This is a genomic window from Streptomyces sp. MZ04 (assembly GCF_004684775.1).
Taxonomy (GTDB): Bacteria; Actinomycetota; Actinomycetes; order Streptomycetales; family Streptomycetaceae; genus Streptomyces.
Genome location: NZ_SRIC01000051.1, coordinates 1 through 14,856 on the forward strand (window position 1 = coordinate 1; position 14,856 = coordinate 14,856).

General features: G+C 70.6%; 17 protein-coding genes. 10 read left to right on the plus strand and 7 right to left on the minus strand.

Annotation, left to right across the window (positions count from 1 at the left end):
* The 3 genes from E2651_RS14010 to E2651_RS14020 all read left to right on the plus strand — a co-directional run.
* Positions 1 to 618: polysaccharide deacetylase family protein (locus E2651_RS14010; RefSeq protein ID WP_135331433.1), on the plus strand; the 618-nt coding region annotated here is incomplete at its 5' end.
* Entirely contained in the window at positions 618 to 1,805 is a 1,188-nt protein-coding gene (locus E2651_RS14015) for a YncE family protein (protein WP_135331434.1), read from the plus strand. The genes E2651_RS14010 and E2651_RS14015, both read left to right, overlap by 1 nt.
* 92 nt (positions 1,806 to 1,897) lie before the next feature.
* Entirely contained in the window at positions 1,898 to 2,449 is a 552-nt protein-coding gene (locus tag E2651_RS14020) for a glycoside hydrolase family 25 protein (RefSeq protein WP_135331435.1), read from the plus strand.
* Positions 2,450 to 2,459: 10 nt separating this feature from the next.
* Here the strand turns inward: E2651_RS14020 and E2651_RS14025 are convergent, their stop codons facing one another.
* Together E2651_RS14025 and E2651_RS14030 are read right to left on the minus strand one after the other, a co-directional pair.
* Positions 2,460 to 3,116, minus strand: coding sequence for an NAD(P)-binding domain-containing protein (locus E2651_RS14025; RefSeq protein ID WP_135331436.1), 657 nt, complete (start codon positions 3,114 to 3,116; stop codon positions 2,460 to 2,462).
* 91 nt (positions 3,117 to 3,207) lie between these two features.
* On the minus strand, positions 3,208 to 4,215 hold the full coding sequence (locus tag E2651_RS14030; protein WP_135331437.1) for a zinc-dependent alcohol dehydrogenase family protein: 1,008 nt from the start codon (positions 4,213 to 4,215) through the stop codon (positions 3,208 to 3,210).
* A gap of 101 nt (positions 4,216 to 4,316) precedes the next feature.
* Between E2651_RS14030 and E2651_RS14035 the strand changes: the two genes are divergently transcribed.
* The gene (locus E2651_RS14035; protein ID WP_135331438.1) at positions 4,317 to 5,246 is read left to right on the plus strand and encodes an AraC family transcriptional regulator; all 930 of its coding nucleotides are present in this window, start codon (positions 4,317 to 4,319) and stop codon (positions 5,244 to 5,246) included.
* On the opposite strand, the gene E2651_RS14040 is transcribed toward E2651_RS14035, so the two are convergent.
* Entirely contained in the window at positions 5,188 to 5,664 is a 477-nt protein-coding gene (locus E2651_RS14040; protein ID WP_135331439.1) for an ABA4-like family protein, read from the minus strand. The genes E2651_RS14035 and E2651_RS14040 overlap by 59 nt on opposite strands.
* On the minus strand, positions 5,661 to 6,632 hold the full coding sequence (locus tag E2651_RS14045; protein ID WP_135331440.1) for a hypothetical protein: 972 nt from the start codon (positions 6,630 to 6,632) through the stop codon (positions 5,661 to 5,663). The genes E2651_RS14040 and E2651_RS14045 overlap by 4 nt, the downstream gene beginning before the upstream one ends.
* 152 nt (positions 6,633 to 6,784) lie before the next feature.
* Here E2651_RS14045 and E2651_RS14050 point away from each other — a divergent pair, with 152 nt between their 5' ends.
* Positions 6,785 to 7,477, plus strand: a complete 693-nt coding sequence (locus E2651_RS14050) for a MerR family transcriptional regulator (protein WP_135331441.1) — start codon at positions 6,785 to 6,787, stop codon at positions 7,475 to 7,477.
* 369 nt (positions 7,478 to 7,846) lie between these two features.
* Positions 7,847 to 8,269 (plus strand): hypothetical protein, encoded by a 423-nt coding sequence (locus E2651_RS14055; RefSeq protein WP_135331442.1) that lies wholly within the window; start codon positions 7,847 to 7,849, stop codon positions 8,267 to 8,269.
* Positions 8,270 to 8,348: 79 nt separating this feature from the next.
* Here E2651_RS14055 and E2651_RS14060 read toward each other — a convergent pair whose 3' ends face one another.
* The gene (locus tag E2651_RS14060; protein ID WP_135331443.1) at positions 8,349 to 9,041 is read right to left on the minus strand and encodes an FCD domain-containing protein; all 693 of its coding nucleotides are present in this window, start codon (positions 9,039 to 9,041) and stop codon (positions 8,349 to 8,351) included.
* Positions 9,042 to 9,379: 338 nt separating this feature from the next.
* Between E2651_RS14060 and leuA the strand changes: the two genes are divergently transcribed.
* Together leuA and E2651_RS14070 are read left to right on the plus strand one after the other, a co-directional pair.
* On the plus strand, positions 9,380 to 11,110 hold the full coding sequence (gene leuA, locus E2651_RS14065) for a 2-isopropylmalate synthase (protein ID WP_135331463.1): 1,731 nt from the start codon (positions 9,380 to 9,382) through the stop codon (positions 11,108 to 11,110).
* A complete protein-coding gene (locus E2651_RS14070) occupies positions 11,107 to 11,946 on the plus strand; it encodes an ATP-binding cassette domain-containing protein (RefSeq protein WP_135331444.1) in 840 nt (279 codons plus the stop codon). The genes leuA and E2651_RS14070 overlap by 4 nt, the downstream gene beginning before the upstream one ends.
* Here the strand turns inward: E2651_RS14070 and E2651_RS14075 are convergent.
* Both E2651_RS14075 and E2651_RS14080 read right to left on the minus strand, forming a co-directional pair.
* Positions 11,883 to 12,416 (minus strand): alpha/beta fold hydrolase, encoded by a 534-nt coding sequence (locus tag E2651_RS14075; RefSeq protein WP_135331445.1) that lies wholly within the window; start codon positions 12,414 to 12,416, stop codon positions 11,883 to 11,885. The genes E2651_RS14070 and E2651_RS14075 overlap by 64 nt on opposite strands.
* Before the next feature lie 26 nt (positions 12,417 to 12,442).
* Positions 12,443 to 12,655, minus strand: coding sequence for an EF-hand domain-containing protein (locus E2651_RS14080; RefSeq protein ID WP_135331446.1), 213 nt, complete (start codon positions 12,653 to 12,655; stop codon positions 12,443 to 12,445).
* Between the two features lie 142 nt (positions 12,656 to 12,797).
* On the opposite strand from E2651_RS14080, the gene E2651_RS14085 reads away from it, so the two are divergent.
* Together E2651_RS14085 and E2651_RS14090 are read left to right on the plus strand one after the other, a co-directional pair.
* Positions 12,798 to 13,460, plus strand: a complete 663-nt coding sequence (locus E2651_RS14085) for a response regulator transcription factor (RefSeq protein ID WP_135331464.1) — start codon at positions 12,798 to 12,800, stop codon at positions 13,458 to 13,460.
* Entirely contained in the window at positions 13,457 to 14,785 is a 1,329-nt protein-coding gene (locus E2651_RS14090; RefSeq protein WP_135331447.1) for a HAMP domain-containing sensor histidine kinase, read from the plus strand. Before E2651_RS14085 ends, E2651_RS14090 begins: the two co-directional genes overlap by 4 nt.
* Positions 14,786 to 14,856: the final 71 nt, after the last annotated feature.

Below are 14,856 nucleotides of genomic sequence, written 5' to 3' on the forward strand. Positions count from 1 at the left end.
CCCCGCCGCTTCCCCGGCCTCCCCGACCAGATCACGCACAGCCCCCGCGGCCACCCCCAGGTCGCCCTCACCTTCCACGGCCAGGGCGACCCGGCCACCGCGCGGTCCCTGCTCTCCATCGCCGAGCAGGCAGGCGCCAAGATCACCGTCCTCGCCGTCGGCAGCTGGCTCGACGAACACCCCGAGCTCGCCCGCCGCATCCTCGACGGCGGCCACGACCTCGGCAACCACACCCAGCACCACCTCACCGTCAACGACATGACCGAGGCCGACGCCTACGCCGAGATCACCGGCTGCGCCGACCGCCTGCGCCGCCTCACCGGCTCCATCGGCACCTGGTTCCGTCCATCGCGCGCCCAGCGGGCGACCCCCCTCGTCGCCCGCGTCGCCCACCGCGCCGGCTACCCGCACGTCCTCTCGTACGACGTCGACTCCCTCGACTTCACCTCGCCGGGCGCCCCGGCCGTCACCCGCAAGATCGCCTCAGAGGTGCGCGCGGGCTCCGTGGTGAGCCTGCACTTCGGGTACGCGGACACGGTCGCCGCGCTCCCCGCCGTCCTGGAAGACCTCGACCGCCGCGGCCTGCGCGCGGTGACGACCACGGAGCTGCTGACCTGATGACCCTCCACCTCGACCTCACCCGCCGCACCGCGGCGGTCATCGCCGCCGGTGCCGTCGTCGTCGCCGCACTCGCCGGCTGCGGAACCGACACCCGCGAGAACGAAGCCCTCGGCGCCAAGGGCATTCAGAAACCCACCAAACCCAAGGTGGCACCCGGCCTTCCCGGCATGCCCCCCGTCCTCGACCCGCAGGACGTCTACGCCGCCGACCGCCCCAACAAGCTCTCCCCGGTGGTCAAGGACTTCCCCTCCCGCGTCTACGTCCCCAACACCAACTCCAACACCGTCTCGGTCATCGACCCCGAGACGTACCAAGTCATCGACACCATCGACGTCGGCGTCCAGCCCCAACACGTCGTCCCCTCCTGGGACATGAAGACCCTCTGGGTCAACAACAACCGCGGCCACACGCTCACGCCCATCGACCCGAAGACCGGCAAGGCGGGCAAGCCGGTCGACGTACACGACCCGTACAACCTCTACTTCACGCCCAACGGCAAGTACGCCGTCGTCATGGCCTCCATGGACCGCGAACTCGTCTTCCGTGACCCGCACACCATGAAGAAGGTCAAGACCGAACCGGTCAGCTGCTACGGCGTCAACCACGCCGACTTCTCCGCCGACGGCCGCTACTTCATCGTCTCCTGCGAGTTCTCCGGAGAGCTGTTGAAGGTCGACACGGAGAAGATGAAGGTCGTGGGCCAGCAGAAACTGCCCTTCGACGGCGCGATGCCGCAGGACGTGAAGGTCTCACCCGACGGCAAGACCTTCTACGTGGCCGACATGATGGCCGACGGCATGTGGGTCCTGAGCGGCGACAAGTTCGACAAGCCGAAACTGCTGCCCACCGGCAAGGGCACCCATGGCCTGTACGTCAGCCGCGACTCACGGGAGATGTACGTCTCCAACCGCGGCGAGGGCACCGTCTCCGTCTTCGACTTCCCCAAGAACAAGCTCACCAAGAAGTGGAAGCTCCCCCAGGGCGGCAGCCCCGACATGGGCGGCGTCTCGGCGGACGGCAACACGCTCTGGCTGTCGGGCCGTTACGACGACGAGGTGTACGCCATCGACACCCGCTCCGGAGTCCAGACCGCCCGCATCCCGGTCGGCGGCGGCCCGCACGGCCTCGCCGTCTACCCGCAGCCGGGCCGCTATTCGCTGGGTCACACGGGGATCTTCCGCTGAGCCCGAGTCATTCAACGGTTGACGTCCGCGGCCACCGGGAACGGGGAGGGTAGATCCACCGCCCCGTTCCTCTGTCCCACAGGAGGCCGCGCATGATCCGAGGCATCGACGTCAGCTCGTACCAGTCCACGTTCGACACGGACGGCCTCTCCTTCGTCATCATCAAGGCGACAGAGGGCCGTTCGTACATCAACCCGAGACTGACCGCCCAGACGAAGCTGGCACGGGACGGCGGCTGCGTGGTCGGCTTCTACCACTTCCTGTGGCCCGGGAACATCACGGCGCAGGCGGAGTACTTCGTCAGCAAGGCCCCTGAGAAGTCAGGGGACTTGCTGGCGGTGGACTGGGAGTGGACGGGGGAGCATACGGCCGCGTCGAACGCGGAGAAGGACCGCTTCATTCGGGAGGTGAAGCGGCTGCGTCCCTCGCATAGGGTTGTGTTGTATACAAATCGGGACTTCTGGCTCAACCGGGACACTACTTCGTACGCGGGCGACGGCCTCTGGATCGCCGACTACGTGACGGCGGGCAAGCCGCGCATCAAGGCGAAGTGGCGGATCCACCAGTACACGTCGACGCCGCTGGACAAGGACGTCGCGGACTTCGAGAGCGAGGACGCGCTGCGGGACTGGGCGACGCCCTAGTCCGCGGGCCTCAGGCGCGCCACTCCGCCGTGCGCTCCGGGGAAGCCTCGGACAGGGCCTTGGTGACCGCGTCCACGTCCGCCGCGAGGCCGTAGACCGGGGTGCCCGGCTGCTGGCGCCACGACTCGTCCTGGCCGCCCGTGTCGACGGTGTCGAAGCCGATCTCGTCGAGCAGATCGCGTACGACCTTCTTGGCGGTCTCGTCGTCGCCGGACACCGGGAGTGCGACGCGGCCCGGGGTGCCCTTGGGCTTGGGCTTGTCGAGGATGTCGTGGGCGTACGTGCCGTTGAAGGCCTTGATGACCGGGTGGCCGATCCGCCGCTCGGTCCAGCGGCTCTCGGTGAGGCCCTCCTCGATCTCGGCGATCTTCCCGTCGCGCTGCGGGTAGTAGTTGCCGGTGTCGATGACGGCGACGCTGTCGGCCGCGCCGTCCAGGAAGCCGGACGGCAGGTTCGGCACGGCCTTCAGGGGGACCGTCACGACGACGACCTGGGCGTCGCGCGCGGCCTCCTCGACGGTCACCGGCGTCGCGCCGGTCTCCTCGGCGAGGGCGGTGAGGGTCTGCGGTCCGCGGGAGTTCGCGACGGAGACGTCGTGGCCGACGGCCGTGAGGCGGCGGGTGAGATTGCCGCCGATGCTGCCCGCGCCGATGATGCCGATCTTCATGACTCGCCCTTCCGGAGGTTGGTTCGCCGGTGTCGTAGCGGAGTCAACCTCCGGACCGGGTGAGGTATTCCGGCCGGGTGGGCCGGCCTCCTCAGAGCTTCACCACGATCTTGCCGGTGTGCGCGTTGGACTCCATCAGGCGGTGCGCGTCCTGGATGCGGTCCAGGCCCTCGAAGACCTCGGCGATCACCGGGCGGAGTGTGCCGTCGGCGAGGCCCGAGTTGATGTAGGCGGCCGCGCGGTGGCGGCCCTCCTCCGTCGCGGTGACGTTCGGGTTCGCGTATCCGTGGACGGAGAGCGGCCAGTTCATGGGGAGGGTCGTGGGGCGGCCGTCCAGCCAGCCGTAGACGACGAGGTTGCCGTTGGGGACCACCGCATCGCCCAGCGCCTGGAAGCCCGGGCCGCCGATCGCGTCGAGCACGATGTCGGCGCCCCGGCCGTCGGTGAGGCGCTTGGTCTCCTTGGTCACGTCCTCGTCGTCCGTGACGATGACGTGCTCCGCGCCCAGGTCGAGCAGCTGGCGGCGCTTGGCGTCGGTGCGCGTGGTGGCGATCGGCACGGCACCCGCGCGGCGTACGACCTGGATGGCCGCGGTGCCGACGCCGCTGGACGCGCCGGTGATCAGGACGTGCTGGCCCCGCCGCATCCCGGCGGTCTGGAGCAGCGCGCCGTGCGCGGTGGAGTACGTGACCCAGACGGCGGCCGCGGTCACCGCGTCCACATCGGCGGGGCGCGGGACGACCGCGCTCTGCGGCAGCAGGACAAGCTCGCCGTACACACCGTGCGCGCTCAGTTCGAAGTTGGCGGCGGTGAGGACGGTGTCGCCGGGGGCGAACGCGGTGACGTCCGCGCCGACCGCCTCGACGGTGCCTGCGGCCTCGTAGCCGTTGCGGGACGCGGGCAGGGTCGGCTGGTAGTAGTAAGTGCCGGCGCGGAACAGGGCTTCGGCGCGGTTGAGGCCCAACGCCTCGACACGGATGAGGACTTCGCCGGGGCCGGGGGCGGCGAGTTCCACGTCGTGGATCCGCAGGACCTCCGGGCCGCCGATCTCGTCGAAGAGCACGGTACGAGCGGTTGTTGACGCGTCAGTTGTTGTCATGACGGCAACGCTAGGCGGGCCGTGCGAGACGCTCCATGCCTGTTGGTCTCGCTTTTATACCCGTACGTCTCGCGGGGTGCGGCGCGCGCTACGGTACGGGCATGGACGTACTCAGTGACGCGATCGCCGCGATGCGGACGGGGCGGCCGCACTCCTCCCGTACGTACCGGCACGCCCCTTGGGGCATCCGGTTCGCCCCGTCGAACGGCGCCGGATTCCATGTGATGCTCCAGGGTTCCGCCTGGCTGCTTCCGGCCGGTGACGGGGCGGAGCCGGTGGCGCTCGGGCCCGGTGACGTGGTCTTCCTCTCGCACGGGCGCGGGCACGGCCTGGCGAGCGCGCCCGATGCCCCGCTGGAGGAGTTCACCCTCGCCCCGGACGGCTCCTGGCCGAGGACGTGGCAGGGCGCGGGCGACGGGGCGGCGAGCGCCGTACTGCTCTGCGGGGCCTACCAGTTGGACCGGGCGCGCGCCCATCCGCTGCTCGCCGAGCTGCCCGAGGTGGTGCATCTGCCGGCCAGGGTCGGGGAGTACGCCTCGCTGCGGGCCGCCGTCGACCTGCTCGGCGCCGAACTGGCCGACGCGCAGCCGGGATCGGACGCGGTGCTCCCGGCGCTGCTCGACACGCTGCTGCTGTACATCCTGCGGGCATGGTGGCTGCGCGAGCAGACCGCCGGTCACGCCGCGGGCTGGTCCGCCGCGCTGCGGGATCCGTCGGTGACGGCCGCGCTGTACGCGATCCATGACGACCCCGCGCGGCCCTGGACGGTGGAGGAGCTCGGGGCGCGGGCGGGGCTCTCCCGTGCGGCGTTCGCCCGCCGGTTCGCGACGACCGTGGGGGCGAGCCCGCTCGCGTATCTGACGTGGTGGCGGATGGCGACGGCGGGAAGGCTGCTGCGTGAGGAGGACCTGCCGCTGCGTCAGATCGCCGAACGGGCGGGCTACACCTCGGAGTTCGCCTTCTCCCGGGCGTTCAAGCGGGAGTTCGGGGTGGCGCCGGGGCAGTACCGGAGGCTGCGGGCCGCCGGATAGCGCGGTTGCCGCGCGCCGCCCGCAGCAGCAGGAAGAGCAGCAGTCCGAACGGTGAGAGCAGGATCGTCAGGACCAGGAGCGGTCCCATCACCAGGGGGTGGATGCCGATGCGCCGCGCCTCGCGGTACATCCACTGGCCGATCAGCAGGTCCCAGGCGATGACCTGCGCCCAGATGGCGCCGGCCCCGTCGGCGAGGACGAGCAGTTCGCGGAATCCGTCGAGGTCCGGGCTGCTGACGGCGGCCCAGAGTTCGGGGAAGACGGGCAGTGCCATCGCGGCGTAGACGGCGAGGATCGGTACGACGGTGAGGGGCGAGGCGGCGACGCGGTCGGTCGTCCGCCGGCCCGGCGCGAAGATCATGAGCAGCCAGACCGGGGCGGCCAGATAGAAGGAGAGGTCGAAGAGGAAGCCGGTCATGACACGAGCTCCTTCGCGTCGTTCATGTCGTTCGGGTCATCAACTGCGGTGTCCTTGGGGGCGGTTGTGGGACGCAGTGCCCCGTACGCGCCCGCGGCCGAGGCGGCGAGGATCAGTCCCGCTGCCGTCAGCGTCGCGCCGTCCGGGTGGATCAGTGGCTGGCCGCGCAGTGCCTGCCAGGTGACCAGGGCGAAGACGGCGGCGTACGCGCCCGCGGCGACGAGGACGAGCCGCAGCCGGACCCGGTCGTCCGCGAGGCGGGTGAACCGCGGGGCGAGCGCGACGAGCCCCATGAGCAGCAGCGGCAGCAACTGCAGTGCGTGCATGCCGAAGAAGTGCGGGATCCGCAGATCGCCGCCGGTGGTGGACCAGCCGGTCAGCGGCATCGAGGGACCGCCGTCGGGCACGCCGACGCTGTGGGCGCCGACGATCGAGGAGCTGCCCTGCACCTGTCCGGGCGCCGGCCGGCTCATCCGGAACCCGATGGCGGCGCCGGCGAGCGCGAGGGTGATCCCGCACCGCATCGCCCAGGCGGAGGCGCGGTCGGCGATGCGGGCGCGCAGCAGCAGGACGGCGATGACCAGAGTGGCGAGCCACATGATGACGATGGTGACGGCCATCGTGTCGAACAGGGCGTCATCGAGCGGGGTCTGGTGGTTGAAGTGGCTGCGCTTCCCGCGCACCACCTGCCCGGTGATGATCACCATCTCGACGAGGAGGGTCAGGGCGACCACCGTGCCCGCCCACCAGCCGGCCCTGCGGCCCCGGTCGAGCAGCGACAGCATCCAGGCGAGCGAGAGCCCGTAGGCGATGAGCGACACCGAGAACTTGAACGGCTTGGCCCAGATGGGCGAGCCCACCAGGACGCGGTCGTCGACGACGAGTCCCACCGCGGAGACGACGGCGAGTAAGGCCATCGACGCGGCGAACAGCATGAGTGGCCGGTGCCATGAACGCCATGAAGACATAGGTATCCCCTTGCTGGGAGGGTGGTAAGCGAAATATGGATAGCGGCGCTGTCTGCTATCCGATAGCGCCACTATCTATGATGGGTGGCGAGGATGGCAAGGGCGATCAGTGGCGACGCGTTGCGAAGAGTGGCGAAGAGGGTGGGCAGGCCGTGCGTATTGGCGAGTTGAGCCGCAGGACCGGTGTGCCGGTGCCGACGATCAAGTACTACGTCCGTGAAGGGCTGCTGCCGCAGGGCGAGTTGACCAGCCCCAACCAGGCGCACTACGGCGAGGCGCACGAGCGCAGGCTGCGGCTGATCCGCGCGCTGCTCGAGGTGGGTGGTCTGAAGGTGGCCGCCATCGCGGAGGTGCTCGGCGCGGTCGACGATCCCGCCCGCCCGCTGCACAAGGTGCTCGGCGCGGCGGCGGACCGGCTCGGCGCGGCGGGCGCCGCCGAGGACGACGCCGAGGCGGAGGCCGCGCAGGCCGCCGTCGAGCAACTGATCGCGCGGCGCGGCTGGCAGGCCCATGAGTCGAACCCCGCGGCCGCCGACCTGTCACGCGCCCTGGCCGCCATGGGCAGGGTCGGCCACGGCGCGTTCACGGAACTGCTCGACGAGTACGCCGACGCCGCCGAACTGGTCGCCCGCGCCGACCTCGGCTACGTGGACCGCCGGGTCGCGGTCGAGGACCTGGTGGAGAGCGTGGTGATCGGCACGGTCCTCGGGGAGGTGGTGTTCAACGCCATGCGGCGGCTCGCGCATGTGGACGCGTCGGCGCGGTTGTACGGGGTCGATGGCACGGGCGGCGCGGAGCGTGCCGGGAGGGAAGCGGGGGAGGGCAGGTTGTCCGAGGACCGCTGATCGGTCGCGCGGCGGGGGGTGTGTGCCAGGCCAGGGACGGTGGCACCGGTGGGGGCGACCGCGGGCTCGGCGGCGGGGTCCGGGATCCCATGGGCAACAGTCGTCGCGCGTTCGGTGAACCGAGCGGGAATTCCTGGGGGAGTTGTGGTGCGGGTGGTCTTGAGGGCGGCGTGTGAGGGCCTTCGGGAAACGTCCTGAATTCATGGACGAATGACCCTTTTCCCGGGTCTCTTCGGACGTCGCCTACGGTGGCCGATTACGGAACTTGCCAGGAATCCATGACCGATGGAAATGTGAGGGCGGTCGACGGACGAGACCACCCGTCGACGACTCTGTCCGCGAGATCAGTCGAATGGAAAGGGGAATTCGATGGCATCTGTGAAGAGCCTCTCGGCTTCCATTCAGGTGTTCAGCGACGACACCAACCTCGACGCGTACGACGGCAAGACGGTGTGGACGCGGGATCCGGCACAGACCTATCAGATCTGGCAGCTCGAACTCGTGGGTGAGACCCCGGCGGGAACGGGCATTTACACGATCGAGAGCACCCACTTCAAGGGTCAGTGTCTCGAAGCCACCACGCGCGACGGGTCGGTGACCCTGAAGCCCCGCAGCCCCGACAAGCTCTCGCAGCGTTGGGTCGTGGACCTCGGGGAAGAGCAGACCACCATCGAGAGCAAGAAGTTCCCCGCCCTGCTCATCACGGCGAACGGCGTTGACCAAGCGGTGACGATCAGGGAATCCGCGCAAGGTGCGCCGAATCAGATGTGGACCTTCTACAGCAAGATGTAGGAGGGTTTGACTTTCCCTCAATTCCCTTCAGCATTTCCGGCTGAAGGGAATTGAGGGAATAGGGCGTGGGCCCGTCGGGCTATCCGAGGTTCTGCAATTTCCCCAGTGTCTCCTGGAGTTCGGCCTGCGCAACCCGCGCCGCCTCCTCCGGGTCCCTCGCCTCGACGGCGTGCACGAGGGCGGCGTGCGCGGCATCTCCGTGGTTCGCCTCCTCGGCGCGTACGTCGATGAGTTCGAGGAGGCTGATCAGGCCCTGTCGCAGCGCGGGCATGAACTCCGCGAACAGATCGGTGAGTACGGGATTGCGCGCCGCCGCCACGACCGCCGCGTGCAGCGCGATGTCGGCGTCGATGAACGCGGCGTCGCCCGCGCCGGACATCGCCCTGCGGCCTTCGAGCGCGGCCCGCATCGCGGTGATGTCCTCGTCGGTGCGACGCAGCGCCGCGAGCCGCGCCGCCTGCACCTCCACCAACATCCGCACCTCGTACACGTCCGTGACCGCCGCCCGCAGCAGCCGCGTCGGCCAGTCCACGACCGCTTCCGTCGCGATGACGAAGACGCCGGAGCCCTGCCGGGGCTGCACGAGCCCGGCGCCGGCCAGCGCGCGCAGGGCCTCGCGGACGGTGGAGCGACCGATGCCGAGCTCTTTGGCGAGGGTCGTCTCGCCGGGGAGTTTGCTGCCGACGGGCCAGTGGCCGCCGGTGATCTGTTCGCGGAGGCGTGCGGCGGCCTGCTCGACGAGGGGGCTGGGGTGCAGGGAGTTCAGGGGCATTGAGGGGCACCTTGGGGAGGGAGGGGTGCGGTCTTGTTGTCTGAGGGGTACTTGTCTGAGGGGTACTTGTCTGACGAGTGCCCCTCAGACACGTGTCTGTCTGACGACTGCTTGTCTGACGACTGCTTGTCTGAGGAGCACTTGTCTGAGGACCTGAGGTGTGGCTAGTGTAGCCGCGTGATCTTCTGCGGTCTCCTTCTTCTCGGCTGCCGCGGCGGGGCCTGAAGCGACCGGCACCCCGCCGCGGGGTGCCGTGCTGCCGGTCGGTCGTCCGACCGAGCCGAGAGGCCACCGTGAACTCCTCCGCGTACCCGTGGAATCCCCAGCGCCCGAGTGTCATGCCCTCCCACCGCTATCGCCCCTACCAGGAGCGCGTCACCGTCCCCTCCCAGGAACGGAGTTGGCCCGGCACCCGCATCGAGCGCGCGCCCCTCTGGGTCCCCGTCGATCTGCGCGACGGGAATCAGGCGCTCGCCGAGCCGATGGATCCGGAGCGCAAGCGGCGCTTCTTCGATCTGCTCGTCTCGATGGGCTTCAAGGAGATCGAGGTCGGCTATCCGTCGGCCAGCCGCGCGGACTTCGACTTCGTACGCGATCTGGCCGCGCTCAGTGCGCGCGGGCAGATCCCCGACGACGTCAGCATCGTCGTCTTCACGCCCGCCAAGCCCGAGCTGATCGACCGCACCTTCGCGTCGATCGAGGGGCTGCCCCGCGCCGTCGTGCATCTCTACATCCCCACCTCGCCCGTCTGGCGCGACGTGGTGCTCGGGCGGTCGCGCGCGCAGGTGTACGACGTCGCCGCCGAAGCCGCCGCCCAGATGGCGCGCCTCGCCGACGCGCGGCCCGGCGCGGACATCCGGTTCCAGTTCTCGCCGGAGACCTTCAATCTGACCGAGCCCGACTACGTACTCGAACTCTGCGACGGGATCAGCGAGTTGTGGGACGCGAGCCCCGACCGGCCCGTCACGCACAACCTCCCGGCGACCGTCGAGATCGCGACCCCGAACGTGTACGCCGATCAGATCGAGTACCTGCACCGCAACCTCGCCCGGCGCGCATCCGTCATCCTCTCCGTCCACCCCCACAACGACCGCGGCACCGGCGTCGCCTGCGCCGAACTCGCCGTCCTGGCGGGCGCCCAGCGCGTCGAGGGCTGCCTCTTCGGCAACGGTGAACGCACCGGGAACGTGGACCTGGTGACCCTCGCCCTCAACCTGCACGCCCAAGGCGTCGACCCGATGGTCGACCTCTCCGACATCGACGCCGTGCGCGAGGTCGTGGAGCACTGCAACCGGCTGCCCGTGCATCCCCGCCACCCCTACGTCGGCGACCTTGTCCACACCGCGTTCTCCGGCACCCACCAGGACGCCATCAGCAAGGGCTTCGCCCATCACGCCCGCAGGGCCGCCGAGTTGGGCGTGCCGGAGAGCGAGGCGCCCTGGGAGGTGCCGTATCTGCCCATCGATCCGGCGGACATCGGCCGCACCTACGAAGCGGTCATCCGGGTCAACTCCCAGTCGGGCAAGGGGGGAATGGCGTATCTCCTGAAGACCCGGCACGGGCTCGACCTGCCGCAGCGCATGCGGCCCGACTTCTCGCGCGTCGTGCAGGACGCGACCGACGACAGCGGGCGTGAGGCGACCGCCAAGGAGTTGTACGAGCTGTTCGAGGCGGCGTATCTCGCGCCGGGCCGGGACGGTGACGTGCGGCTCGACGCGTGGACCACCGACCGCGCCCCGGACGGCGCGCACCGTTTCGTCTGCACGCTCCAAGTGGGGGACAAGGCAGGGGACTTCGAGGGTGTGGGCAACGGACCGCTGTCCGCGTTCGTCGAGGCGCTCGCCGCCGCCGGGATCACCGTCGACATCCTCGACTTCTCCGAGCACGCCGTCGAGGCGTCCGCGGGCGTGACCAGCGGCGAGGCCGTCGCGTACAACGAAGCCGTCGCGTACGCGGAGTGCCGGGTCGGCGGCGTCACCTGCTGGGGCGCCGGCCTGGACACCTCCGTCCTGACCGCGTCCGTGCAGGCAGTGCTCTCGGCCGTGAACCGGGCGGGGGCCGCCCGATGACACCGGTGCTGCACGCGGACGGCGTCACCGTCGTCCGCGACGGGCGCCCCATCCTCGAAGAGGTCACCCTCACCGTCCGCCCCGGCGAGCACTGGGCGCTGCTCGGCGCCAACGGCGCGGGCAAGTCGACCCTGCTCAGCCTCTGCGGCGCCGTCACCCATCCCACCCACGGCACGGTCGAGGTGCTCGGCCGCCGCCTCGGCAGCGTCGACCTGCGCGAACTGCGGGCGTACGTCGGACATGTGAACCCGCGTCATCCGCTCCGCTCGCCCCTGCGGGTCCGCGACGTCGTCCTGACCGGGCTCACCAACAGCGTTGAGCCGCTGCCCCGTTGGCGCCCCACGCCCGAGCAGGAGGAGCGGGCCGGCCGCCTCATCGCCCTGCTGGGCCTCGCGCATCGCAAGGACGCGCGCTGGCCCACGCTCTCCCAGGGCGAGCGCGGCCGGACGCTGATCGCGCGCTCCCTGATGCCGAAGCCGCGCCTGGTCCTGCTCGACGAACCCGCCACCGGGCTCGATCTCGCGGGCCGCGAACGCCTCCTCGACAGCCTGGACACCCTGCGCGAGAGCCACCCCGAACTCGCCACGGTCCTGGTCACGCACCACCTCGAGGAGCTCCCGGCCGGTACGACGCACGCCCTGCTGCTGAGGGACGGGCGGGCGCTCGCCTCAGGCGCCGTCGACGACGTACTGACCAGCGACCAGATCAGCAAGTGCTTCGACCACCCTGTGCGGCTTGAGCGCAGGGACGGGCGGTGGAGCGTGAGGGCACGTCAGCGGCGGGCTTCGTCGCCGTCCTGGCCTTCCACCTTTTCGAGGAAGGACTCGACGACCTGACGGAAGCGTTCCGGTTCCTCGGCGGAAGGCAGATGTGCGAGGTCGATGACCTCCCGCACCTCTGGGGGAAGGGAATCCTTCAGCCGGCGTGCCTCGGCTTCGTACGCGGGGGCGCCGGCGATGGGGCCGGCCAGGACGAGGCCCGCCGGTCCGGCGGGCCGGCCAAGCACGTATTCCAGGGCCAGCCGGCTGCCCCATGAATGGCCGAGGATGTGTACGCGGTCGAGCCCCAGCGCAAGGCGAGGCCGGCTCTGAACTCGTTCTCGGATCGCCTTCTCAGACCGCCCGGGCCAATTCGTAGCGAAGTGGCCGGGATCGTTCAGGTCGTGAATGAGCCGGGCGGACCCGAATCCCGCATTCGCGTCCTTGGTCCATTCCAGGAACCGGGTGCGCGATCGGTGCGCGTCCGCCCGTACGACGACGTCGGCTCCCGAGACCACCATCAGGTCTTGGGAGCCGACGTCACGCACGGGCCCGAACCAACCGTCCCCGTCGACTACTTGTTCAGGCTCGCCCAGAACTCGTCGAAGGAGAGGCGCTTGTCCGCGTTGGTGTCCTTCGAGCCGATCACGGCCTCGGCCACCGTCTCGGTGACGTAGAAGTCCCCCATCTGCGCCATGGCCGACTTCCACTCGGCCGCCGTGATGAAGCCGTCGCCGTCCGCGTCGAACCGCTCGAACGTCTTGCGCGCTTCCTCGATGTCCGCCACCGGATCCACCCCTTCTTGGTGCACTACTGAGTGGGCTCAGGGTATCCGCCGCCGAGGGAGGCGATCACAAGGAGTACGCCCGTGGCCAGCGAAGCCACCACGGTGGCCTCCCTGCGTCCTGGATAGGGTGGGCCGCGTGCGAGTGCTGCTGGTCGAGGACGACGACAATCTGCGGTTCGCGGTGGCCGCCGCACTGCGTGCCGCCGGGCTCGCCGTCGACGCGACCGCGGATCTGCCGCAGGCCGACGAGGCGCTCTTCGTCACCTCCTACGACTGCGCGGTCTTCGACCGGATGCTCCCCGGCGGAGACGCCGCCGCCTACGTGGCGAAGCTGCGCCGCACCGGCCGGGACGTCCCGGTCCTCTTCCTCACCGCCCGCGACACGGTCGCCGACCGGGTCGAGGGCTTCGCGAGCGGCGGCGACGACTACCTGGTCAAGCCGTTCGCCGTACCGGAACTCGTGGCGCGGGTGCGCAGCCTGTGCCGCAGGTCGGGTGCCGTACGCCCGCCCGTCCACCGGGTCGCCGACGTGGAGATCGACACCGCGCGGCGCCAGGTGCGCCGCGCGGGACTGCTGCTCACGCTCACCAGCAGGGAGTTCGCGGTCCTGGAAGTCCTCGCGGCGCGTGCGGACCAGGCCGTGCCCCGCGCCGAACTCATCGAGAGCTGCTGGGACGAGATGACCGAGCCGCAGTCCAACGTCCTCGAGGTGCTGATCTCCCAACTGCGCCGCAAGCTCGGCGATCCGCCGCTGATCCGCACCGTGCGCGGAGTCGGCTACCGCTTGGCCCCCGAAGGCCCATGAGGCCCCGTTCCGCGGCCCGCACCCGCACCCGCACCCGCACCCGCACCCTCACGCCCACCGCTCGCGTACGCCGCCTGCGCCGCCACATCACCGCGCTGTTCGCGCTGACCAGCGCGGTCGGGCTGATCGGCATGGCCGTCTTCGCCGTGCACAGCGACGACCGGCGGTGGCGCCAGCAGCTCGACCAGTCGATGGGGCAGGACACCAGCTGGGCGATCGGCCTCCTGATCACGGACGAGGACGGCCGCCTCGACACGCGCGAGCTCGCCGACACCATGGGTACGGGATGCCCTCCGCTGACGGTGCTCTCGGTGCCGCCGGGTGAGGGGGACGCCCCGCTGACGGTGGATCACGCCCCGCGCCGCCCTTGTCTGACCGTCAGCTCCTCCGACCTGCAGGCGGCCGGGGCGGCAGCGGTGCGCGGCGAGCACTCGACGGCCGTCGACCGGCACACCACGGACGGGCGGCCCGTCCGGTTGTACGCCGATCCCTTCTACGCTCCTGAAGCAGTGGAGGGCGAAGCGCCACAGGGCGTCATCGTCACGATGGCCGGGACCGCCGACCAGCGGGCCGACCACCGCCGCCTGACCTGGCTGGTGGCCGGGGCCTGCGCGGTCCTCGTGTGCCTGTCGGCGGCGGTCGGCCATCTGCTGTCCGGGCGGGCGATCCGGCCCGCGCTCGCCGCCCTGCGCCAGCAGGAGGCGTTCCTCGCCGACGCGGCGCACGACCTGAGGACACCGGCCGCCTCGCTGCGCACGCTCGCCGAGACCGCGCTGCGGGGCGAGACGGACAGTACGGATGTGCTGCGGCGGTCGCTGCGGCTCGCGGACGGGATGGGCGGGCTCGTCGACGGGCTGCTGACGCGGGCGCGGCTGATGTCGGGTACGGAGACGCTGGTGCGGGAGCCGCTGCGGCTCGACCAGTTGGTGGAGGGGGTGGTCGCGGACGCCCCTGCCGAGGGGCATCGGGTGACGCTGCGTGCCGAGGAGACGGTGGTGGTGGCCGATCCCGATCTCGTACGCCGGGCCGTCGGCAATCTGCTCGGCAACGCGTTGGCCCATGGTCATGCGCCGGGGGAGCCTGCCGAGGTGGTCGTGACCGTGTCGGCGGACGGCAGCGTGGTGGTGGAGGACGCGGGGCCGGGGTTGCCGCCGGGCCTGGCGGAGGCCGGGACCCTGTTCGACCGCTTTCGCAGCGGGGGCGGTTCCACGGGCCTGGGGCTGTCCATCGCGGCGTGGGTTGCGCATGCGCATGGGGGTGACTTGACCGCGGGTCCCGCTGAGGGCGGCGGGGCGAGGTTCGTCCTCCGTCTGCCCTTGGCCTGACCCACGCCGCCTCATCAAATCCTCAGCATCCGCCCGGCACGCTAGGTGCAACCGATCTTGGGAGCACCCCG